This window comes from Paucibacter sp. JuS9 (assembly GCF_044043925.2).
GTDB lineage: Bacteria > Pseudomonadota > Gammaproteobacteria > Burkholderiales > Burkholderiaceae_C > JAUASW01.
Window position 1 is genome coordinate 4,037,672 of the sequence record NZ_CP194172.1, and the last position, 17,309, is coordinate 4,054,980.

General features: G+C 66.2%; 14 protein-coding genes. 9 read left to right on the plus strand and 5 right to left on the minus strand.

Going from position 1 to position 17,309, the window contains the following annotated elements:
- Positions 1 to 5 precede the first annotated feature (5 nt).
- On the minus strand, positions 6 to 824 hold the full coding sequence (locus tag ABT392_RS17970; RefSeq protein WP_334279482.1) for a carbon-nitrogen hydrolase family protein: 819 nt from the start codon (positions 822 to 824) through the stop codon (positions 6 to 8).
- Positions 824 to 4,864: a YhdP family protein gene (locus tag ABT392_RS17975; RefSeq protein WP_395385034.1), complete on the minus strand. Its 4,041-nt coding sequence runs from the start codon at positions 4,862 to 4,864 to the stop codon at positions 824 to 826. The genes ABT392_RS17970 and ABT392_RS17975 overlap by 1 nt, the downstream gene beginning before the upstream one ends.
- Positions 4,865 to 5,028: 164 nt before the next feature.
- On the opposite strand from ABT392_RS17975, the gene glnE reads away from it, so the two are divergent.
- The 6 genes from glnE to ABT392_RS18005 all read left to right on the plus strand — a co-directional run bounded on the left by glnE (position 5,029) and on the right by ABT392_RS18005 (position 11,260).
- Entirely contained in the window at positions 5,029 to 7,773 is a 2,745-nt protein-coding gene (gene glnE / locus ABT392_RS17980; RefSeq protein WP_395385033.1) for a bifunctional [glutamate--ammonia ligase]-adenylyl-L-tyrosine phosphorylase/[glutamate--ammonia-ligase] adenylyltransferase, read from the plus strand.
- Complete coding sequence (rrtA, locus tag ABT392_RS17985; RefSeq protein ID WP_395385032.1) at positions 7,770 to 8,318, plus strand: rhombosortase; 549 nt, start codon at positions 7,770 to 7,772, stop codon at positions 8,316 to 8,318. Before glnE ends, rrtA begins: the two co-directional genes overlap by 4 nt.
- Complete coding sequence (locus ABT392_RS17990; protein ID WP_334279486.1) at positions 8,315 to 8,974, plus strand: glutathione S-transferase family protein; 660 nt, start codon at positions 8,315 to 8,317, stop codon at positions 8,972 to 8,974. Before rrtA ends, ABT392_RS17990 begins: the two co-directional genes overlap by 4 nt.
- 136 nt (positions 8,975 to 9,110) lie before the next feature.
- Positions 9,111 to 9,461: a GntR family transcriptional regulator gene (locus ABT392_RS17995; protein WP_334279487.1), complete on the plus strand. Its 351-nt coding sequence runs from the start codon at positions 9,111 to 9,113 to the stop codon at positions 9,459 to 9,461.
- Entirely contained in the window at positions 9,458 to 10,333 is an 876-nt protein-coding gene (locus ABT392_RS18000) for an ABC transporter ATP-binding protein (RefSeq protein ID WP_334279488.1), read from the plus strand. Before ABT392_RS17995 ends, ABT392_RS18000 begins: the two co-directional genes overlap by 4 nt.
- A 24-nt stretch (positions 10,334 to 10,357) precedes the next feature.
- Positions 10,358 to 11,260 (plus strand): hypothetical protein, encoded by a 903-nt coding sequence (locus ABT392_RS18005; protein ID WP_395385030.1) that lies wholly within the window; start codon positions 10,358 to 10,360, stop codon positions 11,258 to 11,260.
- A 64-nt stretch (positions 11,261 to 11,324) separates the two neighbouring features.
- Here ABT392_RS18005 and ABT392_RS18010 read toward each other — a convergent pair whose 3' ends face one another.
- From ABT392_RS18010 to corA, 3 genes are all read right to left on the minus strand, one after another.
- Complete coding sequence (locus ABT392_RS18010) at positions 11,325 to 12,188, minus strand: ferritin family protein (RefSeq protein ID WP_334279490.1); 864 nt, start codon at positions 12,186 to 12,188, stop codon at positions 11,325 to 11,327.
- Positions 12,189 to 12,243: 55 nt separating this feature from the next.
- Entirely contained in the window at positions 12,244 to 13,206 is a 963-nt protein-coding gene (locus tag ABT392_RS18015) for a MerR family transcriptional regulator (RefSeq protein WP_334279491.1), read from the minus strand.
- A gap of 658 nt (positions 13,207 to 13,864) precedes the next feature.
- Complete coding sequence (gene corA, locus ABT392_RS18020) at positions 13,865 to 14,842, minus strand: magnesium/cobalt transporter CorA (protein WP_395385029.1); 978 nt, start codon at positions 14,840 to 14,842, stop codon at positions 13,865 to 13,867.
- Positions 14,843 to 15,297: 455 nt separating this feature from the next.
- On the opposite strand from corA, the gene hpf reads away from it, so the two are divergent.
- From hpf to hprK, 3 genes are all read left to right on the plus strand, one after another.
- Positions 15,298 to 15,639, plus strand: coding sequence for a ribosome hibernation-promoting factor, HPF/YfiA family (hpf, locus tag ABT392_RS18025; RefSeq protein WP_334279493.1), 342 nt, complete (start codon positions 15,298 to 15,300; stop codon positions 15,637 to 15,639).
- A gap of 229 nt (positions 15,640 to 15,868) precedes the next feature.
- Positions 15,869 to 16,339, plus strand: coding sequence for a PTS sugar transporter subunit IIA (locus ABT392_RS18030; RefSeq protein WP_334279494.1), 471 nt, complete (start codon positions 15,869 to 15,871; stop codon positions 16,337 to 16,339).
- Positions 16,340 to 17,308 carry an HPr(Ser) kinase/phosphatase gene (gene hprK, locus ABT392_RS18035; protein ID WP_334279495.1) on the plus strand — a complete coding sequence of 323 codons (969 nt, stop codon included), beginning with the start codon at positions 16,340 to 16,342 and terminating at the stop codon, positions 17,306 to 17,308. It begins immediately after the preceding gene.
- Position 17,309: the final 1 nt, after the last annotated feature.

Below are 17,309 nucleotides of genomic sequence, written 5' to 3' on the forward strand. Positions count from 1 at the left end.
GCCTCTCAGAGCCGGCGGTGCTGCAAGGCCGGCAGTTGCTGACGCACGGCAGCCAGCCGCGCCAGGTCCAGCTCGGCCTGCACCAGGCCTTCACCCTCGCCCAGACAGTCCAGCACCTCGCCCCAGGGGTCGACGATCATGCTGTGGCCCCAGGTGCGCCGGCCATTTTCATGCCGGCCGCCCTGGGCCGAAGCCAGGACAAAGGCCTGCATTTCGACCGCTCGCGCCCGCAAGAGCAGCTCCCAATGCTTCTCGCCCGTGGTGTAGGTGAAGGCCGCTGGCACCGTGAACAGCTCGCAGGGCGACTGGCCGAGCGCGAAGCTCAAGCCCCGGTACAGCTCGGCGAAACGCAGGTCGTAGCAGATGGACAGGCCCACGCGCACGGGCCCGGCCTGCACGGCCACCGGCTCATCGCCCGCTTCCAGCACCCGGCCTTCGTCGTACTGCTCGGTGTCGGTCTTGAAACGGAACAGGTGGATCTTGTCGTAGCGCGCCGCCAGCTGCCCTTGCGGGCCGTAGACGAGGCAGCTGTTGCGCACCCGCGCCGGGTCGGCCGTGCGCAGCGGCAGCGTGCCGCCAACGAGCCACAGGCCCAGCTCGCGGGCGCTGTCCGACAGCATGCGCTGGATCGGCGCGTCAGGGTCTTGATAGGCCTCGGCGATGCGCAACTTGTCGTCGTCGCGCTGGCCCATCAGGCAGAAGTACTCGGGCAGCAGCGCCAACTTCGCGCCTTGCGCGGCCGCCTGCTCCAGCCAATGGCGTGCCCGCGCCAGATTGCGCTCGACATCGGGCGTGGACACCATCTGCACGGCGGCGATCTTCATTATTTCGAGGCTCCTGAGGCGGGCAGGCTGGCAGCGGGTGCGGCAGGCTTGGCTTCGGGCTTCTCCACCTTCTCGACCTTGGGATCGTCCCAGCTGCCCGAGACGAGGAACTCGCGCGTGCCGGCTTCCATCATCGGCCGGCGCAGTATCAATTGCGCCAGGAAGGTGGCCAGTCCCACGGCAGGGTTGATGGCCGCATAGGCCAGCGAAGCGCCGCCGGCATTGACCTCGGGCAGCACCAGCACGCGCAGGTTCTGCGTCTCGGCGGCGAGGTCGGCCTCGCCCTCCATCGCGACCACCGCCTGCACGCCGCGCATGCGCAGGTTCTTGCTGTGCGCCACGCCGCGGCTGATGTCGATATCACCCTCGACGCCGTCGAAGGCAAAGCCCTCCTGGAACACGTCACGGAAGTCCAGCAGGAAGCGGCGCGGCAGCGACTGCAGGCTCAGGACACCCAGCAGGCGGCCGACACCCGGCTCGGCCTTCAGGAACTGGCCTTCGTCGAGATGCATCTTGAGCTGGCCCGACATGCTCGGATAGTCCGGGCTCAGCGGCGAGCCCAGCCAGCCGATCTGGCCGGCGAGCAGGCCCTTGCCGCCGCGCAGCAGCTTGCCGTGGCCGAGTTTTTCCAGCAGCTGGCCGGCATCGCTGACCTCGAGCTTCCAGTCCATCTGCGCGCGGCGCTGGCTCTGGCCGGCCACCAGCGCCCAGGTGCCGGTGGCGCTGAGCAGCGCGTCCGGATGGCGGATCTGCAGCTTGTCCAGCCGCCATTCGCGCGTCGGTCCTTGGTGCTGGGCCTGCACTTCCAGGCGGCCCAGCTTCTTGCCGCGCAGCTCGAAATCATCGACCACGATGTCCAGTGCCGGCACGCTGCTGGGCGCCTGGTCCAGCATCTGGCTGACGCTGTCGACCTCGCTCTTGGGCAGGGAGAGCCGCGCCAGGCGCGCGAACACGGTGCCCGGCTGCGGCGCGCGCGCCGGGCGCAGCTCCACATAGCCGCTGAGCTGGTGAGCGTCGAGCGTGGCCCGCCAGGTCTGCTTGTCGCTGGCCAGCGAGACGCCGGCCATCACCCGGTTGAGCGAACGGCCCGCCACCTGCAGCGACTGGGCGCGCAGCGACACGCTGCCGGGCATGTAGCCGCCGCCCGCGTCGCCACCGGCGTCGCCCGGCTGCAGACTGAAAAGCCGCTGGGCCGCCTGGTTCCAGGCGTCCAGATTGACGACACCCAGATTGGCCGAGGCACGCACCCCGCTCTCGGGCAGCTCGCCCAGGCTGTCCTGCACGGCCAGGCTGCCGCGCAGCACCTTGGCACTGTCACCACTGACATCGCGCAGGTAGTGCGCTTGCAGCAGCGTGTTGCCCAGCTCGACCCGCAGCTCGTCGCGCTTGCTGTCGACCATGCTGATGCGCAGCAGCAGCGGCAGTTGCGCATCAGCCTCCTTCTTCAGCGGCGCTGGCAGTTCGGCCGCGAGGCCTTGCAGGGAGCTCGCGAGGTCGAGCTCCACATGGCCATGCACCAGGCCCAGCTGCAGCTTGTAGCTGGCCTGGCCCTGCAGTGCAGGCGCCAGCTTGGCAGCCAGGCCCAGCTCGGGCGAGCGGCGCAAGCCCTCGGCAGTGGCAACACCAGAGCCCGAGAAGCGCAGGCTGCCATCAGCCTGGCTGCCGCCTTCGAACTGGGCTTCGCCACCGGCCATCCGGGCCGCACCATTCGTGATCTGCACGCCCTTCTGGTCGAAGTCGACACGGGCCCGCGCATTGGCCAGCAACGGCACATCGGGCCGCAGCTTCAGGTCGTTGCCGCCCAGCAGGACCTGGCCCTTGACCGTGCTGTGGCTGATGTCGGCCAGCGGCAGTTGCAGCGCCAATTTCAGCCCGGCCACGCCGCTGGCCGTGGCGGCATCCAGGCCGTGGCCGGTCCAGCCAGCCACCGGGCTGGCACGCAGAAAGCCCAGGAGCGCCTCGGCCGAACCGCGCCCACCGCCTTCCAGCTCCAGCACCGGCTTGTGATGCATGAGGTCCTTGATGCCGCCGTTCACACCAGTGAGCTCGAAGCCCATGACCCGCGTTCTGCCGTTGCGGATCTGCAGGCTGCCGCGGTCGATCACGACCTGGGCATTCAGTTGCTCCATGACCGGCCAGGGCGACAGGTAGGCCGGCGCCTCGGCCGTGGCCGGATGGCTGGGCACATAGGCCAACTCCACGTCGCGCGCTTCGGTCGTGATGCGGAACTGGCCGGTACTCTTGGGCGCGTCGAAAGGGAACTCGGCCAGGTCGCCATTGAGCCGGACGCTGACCCCGCGGGCCTCGCCCGAGCGCAGCGCGTCACGCAGATAGAGGCGGGTGTGCGAGTCCATCACCTGCGGCAGGTAGCGCGCCACGCGCGTGGCTGGCGCGCGGTCGACCTTGCCGGTGAGCTTCAAGTGCCCAGGAAAGCGCCCACCCTTGCCCACGCCTTCGCCGCTGCCGGTGCGCCACTGCAGGTCGAACTCGCCGCGCAGGTCCTCGTTCGCCAGTTGCAGATTGGCCAGATTGAACCTAAGCGCGGGCGGCTTGCCATCCTTTTGCGCCTCGATGCGCCAGTCCAGGGTGCCAGCGAGCTTTTGCAGCGGCAAGATCGGTTCTTCGAACAGGCCCGGCAGGTCCAGCTCGCCGTCCGTCATCTTGAATCCAGCCTCGCCGCCCTTCTCGCTGGCCTCGATCTGGGCGCTGACGCCTGTGACGCCAGGCCGGCCAAGGCCGGTCTCTGCCGCTCGGCTGCGCAGGCTCAGGCCGTCGACGCGCGCGCGCGCCTTGTAGCTGCTTGGCGCAGCAAGCTCGCCCTGCCAGCTCAGGCTCAACTCGCTGATCACGCCTTCAGGCGCCAGCTCGGCCAGCCATTCACGCTGGCCGGCCGACAAGGGCGCGCGCTCGGCGATCTGTGCCATCAGCGCGAAGTCCAGGCGCTGCGCAGTCAAGGCACCGCCGGTGAGCTTGCTGGCGTCCACGGTCAGGCCGAGGCCACCCGGCTGTTGCAGCGTGACCGACCAATCGGAGCGCGGCCAGCTCAGCCCGTCGTTCGCCACGAAACCCAGCTGTTCGGCCGACAGCGTGAGGAGGTCGCCGCCGCGCGCCATCGTCAGCCGGCCTTCGATGCGGGCGAGTTCGAGTTCGGGCGCGTCCGAGGCCAGGCGCAGCTGCACCTGGCGCAAGCCCATGTCCACGGTGGCGCGCTCGGCCTGACCATTGCGGATATCGATCCAGGCCCGCAGCGCGCCGTCGCCGGCACTCAGCTCGAAAGGCAGGCTGACATGGCGGCGCAACTGGCTCACGTCAGCACGCGGCAGGTCGGCAAAGACCTGGCCGCTCCAGTGCTTCAAGTTGCCGGCGCGGTGCAGGAGTGACTGGTTGAAGCGGGCGCGGATGCTGAAGCGCTCGCCCCATTCGGCCGGCGGCGTGGCATCCAGCCTCAGCTCATGGCGGCGCAGGCCGTTGCGCACGACCAGGTTCAGGTCCGTCAATTGCAGCGCTTCGGCCTGGCGCGCTTCGTCCACCCAGCGCAGCCGGCCTTTCAGGATCACGAACTCGTGCTGGGCGAAGAACCAGTCGGCCAGGTCGTTGCCGGCTTCAGCTCGTTCGTCGGGTTGCAGGTCGAAGCCGGCCACGAAGATCCGGCCCTGGCGGTCGCGGCGCACCTCCATCTCGGGGCTGTCCACCAGCAGCTGTTCGAAGCGAGGCGAGAAGGCAAGCAGCGAGCGCGCTGACAGCGCCGCAGCCACACGGGGCAGCCTCAGGACCTCGCGCTGGCGCTTGTCCAGGAGGCGCAGATCGCGCAATTCCAGCGCCGGAATCCAGCCGCCGGAGCGCACTTCGATCTGCCCGATGCGCACATCCACGCCCAAGATGTGCGAGGCTTGGCGTTCTATCGCGGGACGCCAGTCGTCGATGTACGGCAAAATTGCCCAGTGCAGCAGCAACCAGCTCAGCAGAACCAGCCCCCAGGCCAGCATCAACAGACGCAAGGCCCAGCGCAGCGCCCGCCGCAACAATCGGTAGGGACGCAAGGCGGCTTTTCTGGCGGCGGCGGAAACGGTTGCTGGTACAGACATGAAAGAAGGCTCGCCCTGGAGCCGCGACCTGCTCCGGCTTCGCCGGGTTGTCGCTTGGCTTGTTGCCTTGACGCGAGCACCCAGGAGCGCAGCCAATCTAGCACAGCGCAGACCATCCAATGACCGAGGCTTCCCCCTTCGCAATGTTGCCGGCCAGTGCCGAGCACAGCCGTTTCGTGCAGCGCATCCGCCGCCGCTATGCGGCCGAGCTGCCCCTGCTGCCGGCCGGGTTGCCGGGTCGCAGTGAAATTGAAGCGCTGGTGAGCACGCTGCAAGTCGGCGGCCGAACTCTGGCATCGGCCCTGCGCGTGGCCCGCCACCTCGTGCTGGAGCGGCTCGCGGTGCTGGACATCGAGCAGGCCGCGCCGGTCAAGGACATCACCGAGGTGATGACCACGCTGGCCGAAACCACGCTGTGCCTGGCGCTGGAGCAGGCCCGCCGCGAGCAGGACGCGGTCAACGGCGTGCCGCGCAATGGCAACGGCGAGCGGATCGAGTTCTGGGTCGTGGGCATGGGCAAGCTGGGCGGCCGCGAGCTCAATGTCTCGTCCGACATCGACCTGATCTACGTCTACGACGACGACGGCCAGACCGATGGGCCCGCGCCGATCAGCGCGCACGAGTATTTCGCCCTGCTGGCGCGCAAGCTCTATGCCCTGATTGGCGAAGTGACCGAGGACGGCCAGGTGTTCCGCGTCGACCTGGCCCTGCGGCCCAATGGCAATTCCGGCCCGCCGGCGGTGAGCCTGGCGATGCTGGAAGAGTATTTCCTGGTCCAGGGCCGCGAATGGGAGCGCTTTGCCTGGCTGAAGAGCCGTGTGGTGGCGCCGCTGGATGCGCCCGCCCTGCAGCGTGCCCAATACCTGCGCCAGCTGGTGACGCCGTTCGTCTATCGCCGCTACCTGGACTACGGCGTTTTCGAAGGCCTGCGGCAACTGCATCGCAAGATCCGCGATGAAGCCAGCAAGCGCGCCGCCGGCCGGCCCGAACGGGCGAACGACGTCAAGCTCTCGCGTGGCGGCATCCGCGAGATCGAGTTCATCGTCCAGCTCCTGCAAGTCGTGCGCGGCGGCCAGTTCCCCGAGATCCGCACCCGCTCCACCGTGAAAGCGCTGCGCAGCCTGGCCGCACGCGGCCTGATGAAGCCGGCCACGGCAGAAGGCCTGGCCGAGGGCTACCGCTTCCTGCGCCAGGTCGAGCACCGCATCCAGTACCTCGACGACCAGCAGACCCATGCGCTGCCCGGCAATGACGAAGACCTGGGCTGGATCGCGCGCAGCCTGAAGCTGGCCTGCCGGGCCGACACCTGCGAGCTGCTGGACCGGCTCTGCGAAGTGCGCGAGCTGGTCGCCACCGAGTTCGATGCGCTGCTGCACGACGGCCAGGCGCCGCAAGCCGGCAGCAGCGGCAATGGCTGCAAGAGCTGCGGCGGCCCGCCGCTGCCGGTCGACTCGGAAGAATTCCTGGAAAGGCTGCCGGCCGAGCTGGCGGAAAGCGTGCGCCGCTGGGCCAAGCAGCCGCGCGTGCAGCACCTGCGCGAAGAGTCGCGGCTGCGCCTGGCCAAGCTGGTCGGCCGCGCGGCCGCCGCCGTCAAGGAAGGCAAGAGCACGCTCGACGCGGCGATCCGCTTCGTCGACTGGATCGAGCCGCTGCTGCGGCGCGAAAGCTATCTGGCCCTGCTGGTCGAGCGGCCCGCCGTCCAGGCCCGTTTGCTCTCGCTGCTGGGCCTGGCGCGCTGGCCGATGCGCTACCTGATGCTGCACCCCGGCGTGATCGATGAGCTCGCCGACAACCGGCTCCTCAATCAGCGCTTCGACGGTGCCGCCTTCGTGGCCGAGCTGGAGGAGCGCCATGCTGCCTGGGCCCGCCACGGCGAGGCCGACGAGGAAGCGCTGCTCGACACGCTGCGCCGCTCACACCATGCCGAGGTGTTCCGCACCCTGGTGCGCGACGTGGAAAGCCAGATCACGGTCGAGGAAGTGGCCGATGAACTCTCGGCCCTGGCCGACGCCACCCTGCAATGCGCGATCAACTGGTCCTGGGCCCGCCTGAAGCAGGCGCACCGCCCGGCGCCGCGCCTCGCGGTGATCGCCTACGGCAAGCTCGGTGGCAAGGAACTGGGCTATGGCGGCGACCTGGACGTGGTCTTCCTGTTCGACGACGACGACGAGAACGCGCATGAGATCTATGGCGCCTTCGTGCGCAAGCTGATCACCTGGCTGACCATACGCACCTCCGCCGGCGAGCTGTTCGATATCGACACGGCACTGCGCCCCAATGGCAATTCGGGCCTCTTGGTCACCTCGGTCAGCAGCTTCGAGAACTACCAGCAAGGCCGGGGCGGCAACACCGCCTGGACCTGGGAGCACCAGGCCATCACCCGCGCCCGCTTCTGCGCCGGTGACCCGGCCTTGGCCGAGCGTTTCGAAAGCGTGCGCCGTGCCGTGCTGACGGCACCGCGCGACCATGCGGCGCTGAAAAGTGAAGTGCAGGCCATGCGCGAGAAGGTGCGCTCGGCGCGGCCGGTGCGCGCCGGCCTGTTCGACGTCAAGCACAGCCCCGGCGGCATGATGGACGCCGAGTTCGCCCTGCAGTACCTGGTGCTGGCCGAAGCGGGTCAGCATGCCGAACTGCTCGACAACAAGGGCGCCATCGCCCTCCTGCAGCGCGCGGAGGACGCCGGCCTCTTGCCCGCCGGCGTGGGCAGCGCCGCCGCCGATGCCTATCGCGAGCTGCGCCGGGCGCAGCACAAGGCCAGGCTGGATGAGCAGCCCACGCAAGTGGACGAGGCGGCCCTGGCCGACAAGGGGCTGGCCGTGCCGCGCGAAGCGGTGCTGGCGCTGTGGCGCGCAGTCTTCGGTTGATCGCCTGGCCACTGCTGGCCGCGCTGATGGGCCTGGCGGCGCTGGCCTTGTTCCCGCTGTCGCTGGCGCCACCCGTGGCCTCGCCGCTGGCCACGCTGGTCCATTTGAATGAGCGCCATCTGCTGGCCAATCTGGCGGGCTGTGCTGTCCTCGCGTGGCTGGGATGGCGCGCGCAGATGGATCGCAGCAACGCATTTGCCTGGCTGCTGGCCTGGCCACTCGGCCAGGTCGCGCTGCTCGCCGGTCCAGCGATGAGCAGCTTCGGCGGGCTCTCGGGTTGGCTGCATGCCGGCTGCGCCATCGTCGTCGTCGAGTTGCTGCAGCGCCGCGGGAGAGAACGCCTCATAGGCGCCGCCTTGTTGGCGGGCCTGCTCGCCAAGCTGCTCCTGGAGCAGCCCTGGGGGGCGCTGCCACCCGTCGACCCCGCCTGGGGCTTCGCGCCCGCGCCCTTTGCTCATCTGGCCGGCAGCGTTACCGGTGCCGCGCTGGCCCTCGTCACGCGATACTGCAGGCCATCAATTCACCGCTGGAGACAAGACCCATGATCACGCTGCACGGCATGTCGCTGTCCAACTACTACAACAAGGTCAAAGTGGTCCTGCTCGAAAAGGGCATCCCCTTCCGGGAGGAACTGGTCAAGACCTTCTCCAACGACCCGGCCGTTCTGGCCGCCTCGCCGCTGGCCAAGATCCCCTACATCAGCCTGGCTGACGGCCGCACGCTGTGCGAGAGCGAGGTGATCTGCGAATACCTGGAAGCCATCCAGCCCGAGCCGCGCCTGCTGCCTGCCGACCCCTACCAGGCGGCCAAGGTGCGCGAGCTGGGCACCTTCATCGAGCTGCACCTGGAACTGGTCGCCCGCGAGCTGTACGGCCAGGCCTTCTTCGGCGGCAGCTGCAGCGAAGCCAATCAGCAGCGTGTGCGCAAGCAGTTGGTCAAGAACATCGCAGCCTTCAAGCAGCTGGCGAAGTTCTCGCCCTATATCGCTGGCGACAGCTACACCCTGGCCGACTGCGCCGCCTGGGCCAGCCTGTCGTTGGTGGGCATGGCCACCAAGGCCGTGCTGGGCGAAGACCTGCTGGTCGCCGCCGGCATCGACTGGAAGACCTACACACGCTTCATCGCCGAACGGCCGGCCGTCCAGCAGGTGGTGGCAGATCGCAAGGCGGACGCCGAGAAGGCCGCGGCTGCAAAGGCCTGAGGCCGAGCGCGGGGCGCGGGGCGCCGACGGCCTGTCCGTCGATTTCTGCAGTCTGTCGCGCTTCGTTTGGGCGGCCGGGGGCCTGGAGTTATGGTGTGCTACATCACTAACACACCGGCCCAAGGCCCAGCTCGATATGCAGACCTGGAACCAAACTGCCCCGATCTACCAGCAGCTCGCCGACCGCCTGGCCGTGCAGTTGCTGGACGGAGATCCCCCCGAAGGTGAAGCCATGCCCTCGGTCCGCGTCCTGGCAAGCCGCTACCTCATCAACCCGCTGACGGTCAGCCGTGCCATCCAGGCCCTGTCCGACATGGGCCTGGTTGAAACCCGCCGCGGCATGGGCATCTATGTCCGCCCCGGCGCCCGCGAAGCGCTCATGAAGAGCGAACGCGAGCAGTTTTTGCAGGAAGAATGGCCGGCGCTGCGCGAGCGGCTGGCACGCCTGGGCATCTCGGCCAAGGATCTGAACTGGGAGTCGCAATGATGGAACACCTGATCGAAGCCAGCGGCTTCTCGCTGCGCTACGGCCGCAAGACCGCCGTGGACAACCTGAGCTTTCACATTCCCAAGGGCCGCGTGGTCGGGCTGCTCGGCCACAACGGCGCCGGCAAGACCTCGCTGATGAAGGCCATGGTCGGCCTGCACGGCGGCTCCGGCTCGCTGAAGGTGCTGGGCCTGGACCCGATCTCGCAGCGCGGTGAGCTGCTCGAGTCGTTGAGCTACATCCCGGACGTGGCCGTGCTGCCGCGCTGGGCGCGCGTGCATGAGCTGATCACGCTGATGAGCGGCCTGCAGCCCAAGTTCTCGGCCGAGCGGGCCCGCAAGCTGCTCACCCGCACCAGCGTGGGCGTGAACGACAAGGTCAAGAGCCTGTCCAAGGGCATGGTCACGCAGCTGCACCTGGCGCTGATCGCCGCCATCGACAGCAAGCTGATGATCCTGGACGAGCCCACGCTGGGCCTGGACGTGATGTCGCGCAAGAGCTTCTACGAGATGCTGATCGACGAATGGTGCGACGGCGAGCGCAGCGTCATCATCTCGACCCACCAGGTCGAGGAGATCGAGTCGCTGCTGTCCGACGTGATGATGCTGGACGAAGGCAAGCTGGTGCTCAACATCAGCCTGGAAGAGATGGACTCGCGCTTCGTGGCGCTGGCGCACGACCCGGCCGCGGCCGATGCGATTGCTGACGCACATCCGCTCCTGCGCTACCGCCAGCAAGGTCGCCCGGCTGCGCTGTTCGACGGCGCGCCGCCGGCCCATCTAGAAGGTGTGGGCCAGCGCTTCCGCCCCAGCCTGGTGGACCTGTTCATGGCCCTGACCCGCAAGCCCGAGATGCAGCGCCAGCAGGCCTGAGTCGCGCACAAGGAGCAAACAATCATGACGACGACAAAACGTTTCTCGACCCTGATGCAGCGCGAATGGATGCAGCACCGCATCGGCTGGATGGTGGTGATGGCAATCCTGCCCGCGATTGCATTGGCAGTCATGCCCTTCCAGGGCGCGGTCAACGTCGGCGCCAAGCTGCCACCGGCTTCGCTGCTGGCCCTGATGATCGTGGGCGGCACGACGGCCGCCGTGTTCGGCCTCAGCTGGTTCGTGGCGATGTTCCAGTTGCCGGGCCTGGCGCGGCGCGACCAGCAGGACCGCACCATCGAGTTCTGGATGTCGCTGCCGGCCAGCCACAGCGAGAGCGTGGCCGCCACGCTGCTGACGCATGCGGTGCTGGTGCCCATGGCGGCGCTGGCGGTGGGCATGGGCTTTGGCCTGATCGTCGGTATGGCCTCGCTGGTCAAGCTGATTGGCCTGACCGCGTTGACCCAGGTGGGCTGGGGCAGCGTGATCCTCTCGGCCGCGATCGTGGTGCTGCGGGTGGCTTTCGGCGTCATCCTGCTGGCGCTGTGGACTGCGCCGCTGTTCATGATCCTGATGGCTGCCTCCGCCTGGCTCAAGCGTTGGGGCGTGCCAGTCGTGATCGGCGCCCTGGTGATTGGCGGCAACATCCTGGACAAGCTCTACGGCATCCACATCGTCGGCGACTTGCTCAAAGCCCAGGCCCAGGGCGCCGGCCAAGCGCTTTTCAATGCCAGCAACACCTTTGAGGGCAACACCTTGAAGAACCATCCGGAAGTGAGCGATTTCCTGGGCAACCTCGGCCCCTGGGCCGTGCAGGACGCCGGGCACGCCATTCAGCAACTGGCATCGCCGCACCTGATTGGCGGTCTGCTGGTGGCCGCGACCTGCTTCTACCTGGTGATCCTGGCCCGCAAGCGCTCCACCTGAGCGCCCAGCCCGGCCCGATGGCAAAGAGCCCGCTTGTAGCGGGCTCTTGCGCTTTGATGGCAGCTCAGACCACGGCCTGAGGATTGCACGCCGCCGCTGCGAGCTTGGCTGACATCTCCTTGCGGAAACGGTTCAGCTCCTGAACGCTGGCAAAGCTGCGCTCCATCAGCAGGCTCATGTTGTGCAGGATGCGCTCGACCACCTTGTTTTCCCAGACGGCATCGAACTGGATCTGCTGATCCAGCCAATGTTCCAGCCATTCGGGGTCGGGCAGGCGGCTCTGGATGGTGTCGCGCGGGAACAGCTGCGAGTTCACGTGCAGATTGGTCGGGTGCAGCGGCTGGGCGGTGCGCCGGGCACTGGCCATCAGCACTCCGACCTTGGCGAAGGCGGCACGCGCCTCGTCGCCGAACCTGGTCATGGCCCGCTTCATGTAGCGCAGGTAGGCGCCACCGTGCCGGGCTTCATCACGGGCAAGGGTTTGGTAGATGGCCTTGATGACCGGCTCGGTATGCCACTGGGCGGCACGGCGGTACCAGTGGTTCAGTCGGATCTCGCCGCAGAAATGCAGCATCAAGGTCTCGAGCACGGGCGCCGGGTCGAAGTCGAAGCGAACTTCATGCAGTTCGGCTTCCGTCGGCACCAGGTCGGGCCGGAAACGGCGCAGGTATTCCATCAGCACCAGGGAGTGCTTCTGCTCCTCGAAGAACCAGACGCTCATGAAGGCGGAGAAGTCGCTGTCGTCGCGGTTGTCGCGCAGGAACATCTCGGTGGCCGGCAGCGCCGCCCACTCGGTGATCGCATTCATCTTGATCGTCCGAGCCTGGTCTTCGCTGAGCCGGGCGGCATCGAAGCTGTCCCAGGGGATGTCGCGGTCCATATTCCAGCGCACCGCTTCCAGCTGCTTGAAGAGTTCGGGGTAAAGCATGGTCGACGTCCTTTGCAAGGCCGGCGCGGATCTTATTCACGGCATGTGACAGATCCTAGGCAGGCAACGGCAGCCGCGAACGGCAGGTCCATTCGGCCAGGGCCGGGGCCAGGTCGGCCAGCTCACGCATCGGGCGGACCCCGGGCGGACAACGCCTCAGCGCCGCCGCCCGGCCGCCGGCCCAGAGCGCGATCTCGGCGGGCAGGCGTGCACGCAGGCTCCGCAACTCGTCCAGCAGTGCCGCCGCCGACAGGCGGCCGGTGAAGCTGAGTCCCACGATGTCCGTCTTTTGCACCAATGCTGCCTGGACGATGTCGCCCGGCGGGGTCTGTACCCCAAGGGACAAGCAGCGGCAGCCTTCAAGCGTCAGCAGGGCCTCGACCATCAGGAGTCCCAGGCCGTGCTGTTCGCCAGGCAAGGTGGTCAGGAGCACGCGCGGCCCGCCGTCCGGCGTGGCGCGCTGAACCCCATGGATCGCGGGCCGCAAGACCTGCTGCAAGGATTCGCTGTAGATGTGCTCCTCGAAGACCTGTAGTTCGCCGTGCATCCAGGCCTCACCCACGGCGGTCGTCAGGGGCGCGATCAAATCCTTGATGCAGGCAGCCAGTCCCATGCGGATGATGGCCTGGGCCAGCCTCTGCCTCAATAACTCCACCTCATGGGTGCGCAGCAAACTTATATAGCTTGCCAATTCCGGTACGGCAAGCGTGCTGCTCCCGGCCTGCTTCAGGCGTCGGGCATGACTTTCGGCCAGCAATTTTTCGAGCTCGTCGGGCGTCGCCGCGACGATGCGCCCCGGGCGGAAACCCGCATCCAGCAAGCGTTTGAGCAAAATCAGCCGCTTTACTTGTGCATCCGGATAGAGGCGTTCGCCGCACTCATCGCGATACGGCGAAGGGAAGCCATAGCGGCGCTCCCAGATTCGCAGCGTGTCCTTGCTGATGCCGGTGATGCGCTCGATCGAAGCAATGCCATGCAGGCTGATTTCCTCCGCCGATCCGCTCATCGGGTGCTCCACGATACGCCGGCAACTTGCCAAAGCAGAATGTGCGACAAATCACGTTTCATGGCCAAGTCCTGCCCCTATTTCCTTATTTGACTAAGACAAATATACTTCGCCAAGCAAACTGAACTGGCCAGGCAAGGCAGGCATTCCTTGTTCCCGGCCTGTCGTTCGGCTGGGCGACAGACAGGCCAAAGTGGGCCGCTACCGCAAGGGCTTGTCCGAACGCAAGGCAGGTGCGTGATGATCGCGGAACGGCTTTCCATTTCCAGCCTCGATGTTGCATACTTCAGTCCTCGCGAATAAATTTGTCCCAGCTGGGCGGGACACTGCCGAACAAGGCTCGCAAAGCACCAGCCGCACAGAGTACATAAGCAACATGCCGCGCAAGCAGCACGGCGCGCGAGGGACAGGGGAGAGCCCCCCACCCACGCCAACAGAAGTCAGAACACAGGACGTATTTCAGTCGCCAGATCTCCCCGTTCAGGGGATGCAATCCCGAAGCCTTTCTCCTCCTCCTCCCTCCCTCCCTCGTTAGCTTCGGGGCGTCTCGCGACTACTTTTATGACCAGGGCTTCCGCCAACGGCGGGAGCCCTTTGCTTTTGGGCCATCGCCAATGCAAGAAGCCGCCCCGGGGGCGGCTTCTGACGACGAGTTGCTTTTGCCCCAGGCCTATCGCAACCAGCCCTTGCGACGGAAGTAGAGGAAGGGCGCCGCCACCGAGGCCACCATCAGGCCCAGCACATAGGGATAGCCGCCCTTGCCCAGCCACTCGAGCTCGGGGAAATGCATGTTCATGCCATAGACACTGGCAATCAGCGTGGGCGGCAGCAGGGCAACGCTGGCCACCGAAAAGATCTTGATGATCTTGTTCTGGTTGATGTTGATGAAGCCGACCGTGGCGTCCATCAGGAAGTTGATCTTGTCGAACAGGAAAGCCGTGTGTGAGTCCAGCGAGTCGATGTCGCGCAGGATCTGGCGCGACTCCTCGAACTGCTCGGCGTTCAGCATGCGGCTGCGCATCATGAAGCTGACGGCGCGGCGGGTGTCCATCACGTTGCGGCGGATGCGGCCGTTCAAGTCCTCTTCGCGGGCGATCGCGGCCAGCACTTCGCCTGCCTCGGTGTCGTTGACATCCTTCTTGAGGACGCTGGCGCTGATCTTCTCCAGGCTGTCGTAGATGCTCTCCAGCGCATCGGCCGAATATTCAGCGTCGGCGTCATAGAGCTTCAAGAGCACGTCCTTGGCGTCTTCGATCAGGGCCGGGATGCGACGCGCACGCAGACGCAGCAGCCGGAACACCGGCAGGTCCTCGTTGTGGACCGAGAACAGCACCTTGTTGAAGAGGATGAAGGCCACGCGCACATTGCGCGGCGCCTCGTCGTCGTCGATCAGGAAGTCGGAGCGGATGTGCAGCTCGCCGTTGTCTTCTTCATAGAAGCGGGCCGATTCCTCCAGGTCGTCGTCGACGATGTTCTCGGGGATGGTCAGGCCGAAACGGTCGCGTATCCAGCCCTTCTCTTCGGCGCTGGGATTTTCAAGATCGACCCAGACCGGCTGCGATTGCGCCAGGGCTTCGGGGCTTTCGATTTCTTCTTGAAACAGTCCGCCCTTCAGACGGCCATTGTCCAGCGTGAACACATTGAGCATGCAAATCTCCAGCGCACACGCGCCGTCACTTCGTAGAGGGAGGACGGGTTTTGCCGCCCGGAAGGGGAGGGGTGCACCCGTCTCACTCCGGACAAGCTGCCGCAGCACAGCGAACACCGCCGAACCGCAGCCTACTGATGCCACAAGGCATCTACTTGGCGCTGGAGTGGACGGTCACCGAGGGTGATCGCTGTCCAAGGAAATGCTCCAGAGATTGGATCAAAGGATTATGTCATCCACCGTCGCGCCGCAGCAAGCCAGAAATCTTCTTGCGCCACCGCCAAAAAGTGCACTTGCAAAAGGCTTGTCAGCACCCAGCTTCGGTAGCACACTGGACTCGCACTTCCCCTCAACTCAAGCCTCAACTCCGCTACTCGACACCTCACTCAACTGCTCTTTGGTTCTCTCATTTTTTCCCTCGAAGATTTGACCTACCCCTTGTGAAAGGAGGCTCTATGAACCTGACTATCAGTGGCCACCATCTCGAAGTGACTCCAGCGCTGCGCGAATATGTGCTGACCAAGCTGGACCGGGTGACCCGCCACTTTGACCAGGTCGTTGACATCAACGTCTTGCTCACCGTGGAGAAGCAGAAGGAAAAGGAACGCAGGCAAAAGGCCGAAGTCACCTTGCATGTCAAAGGACGAGACATCTTTGTTGAACAATCAAGCGAAGATCTTTACGCCGCCATTGATCAGTTGATGGACAAGCTGGACCGCCAGGTCTGCCGTCACAAGGATCGCATTCAGGACCACCAGCACGCCTCGGCCAAGCGCCTAGAGGTACCTGCCCCCTGAACCGAACCGGGCTCGATCCCACAACGAAAGCGACCCTCAGTGGTCGCTTTTTTGCGCCCGCTGGCGGGCCTTGCGTCTTGTTGCTGCGCCGCCGCAAAATGCGCAATACTGCGTTCCGGGGGATGAGCGGTGCGATATCCGATCCGCTCCCTTCCTATAATTCTTCTTCACCTATCCGAACAAGCGTCCTGCCCAAGGCCCATCCGGCCGTCGACGGCGCTGTGACCTGATGAACCGTCTCGCCGCTATCCTGCCCGCCAGCAATGTGCTGGTGAATGTGGACGCATCCAGCAAGAAGCGAGTTTTCGAACAAGCGGGCCTGCTGTTCGAAAACAACCATGCGATTGCACGGGCCCTCGTCACAGACAACCTGTTCGCCCGTGAGCGACTGGGCTCCACCGGCCTTGGCCATGGCGTCGCCATTCCGCACGGCCGCATCAAGGGCCTGAAGAACCCGCTGGCCGCTGTGCTGCGCGTGCAGCAATCCATCGGCTTCGATGCACCTGACGACGAGCCCGTTGGCCTCCTGATCTTCCTGCTGGTGCCCGAAGCGGCCACCCAGCGCCATCTCGAGATCCTGTCCGAGATTGCCGAGATGCTGTCGGACCGCGAGCTGCGCGAACGACTCAAGACCGAAGTCGAAGCCAGCGCGGTGTTCCGCCTGATCGCCGACTGGGAACCTTTGAAGTCCGTCGCCTGAGTGAAACCAACATCAATAAGCGCTGACAGGCTCTTTGAAGAGCACCGCGAAGCGCTTCGCTGGGAGTGGATTGCCGGGCATGCGCATCCCGAGCGCCGCTTCGATGAAACCGCCGTGCGCGACGCGCAATCGGCTGCCGACCTGGTCGGCTACCTGAATTACATCCACCCCTACCGGGTCCAGATCGTCGGCCGCCGCGAAGTGGCCTACCTGAGCCAGGCCTCGGGCGAGGTGCTGGACCGGCGCGTCTCGCGCATCGTCACGCTGGAGCCGCCGGTCATCATCGTGGCCGACAACCAGCCACCGCCGGACAAATTGGTCGCCATGTGCGACCGGGCCGAGATTCCGCTGTTCGTCACCGCCGAATCGGCCGGCCACGTCATCGACGTGGTGCGCGCCTACCTGGCCCAGCTCTGCGCCAACCGCAGCACCCGCCACGGCGTGTTCATGGACATTCTGGGCCTGGGCGTGCTGCTGACCGGCGAATCGGGCCTGGGCAAGAGCGAACTGGGCCTGGAACTGATCTCACGCGGCCATGGCCTGGTGGCCGATGACGCTGTGGACCTGTTCCGCATCTCGCAAACCGCCATCGAGGGCCGCTGCCCCGAACTGCTGGCCAATCTGCTGGAAGTGCGCGGCATCGGCCTCCTGGACATCAAGGCCATCTTTGGCGAGACCGCGGTGCGCCGCAAGATGCGGCTGAAGCTGATCGTGCACCTGGTCCGCAAGGAGACGATGGAGCGCGATTTCGAGCGCCTGCCCTATGAGCCGCTCTATGAAGACGTGCTGGGCATGCCGGTGCGCAAGGTCGTGATCGCCGTGGACGCCGGCCGCAACCTGGCCGTGCTGGTCGAGGCCGCCGTGCGCAACACCATCCTGCAACTGCGCGGCATCGACACCTATCGCGAGTTCGTCGAGCGCCACCAGCGTGCCATCGCCAACGGCGGGCACGGCGACGACGACCTGTAAG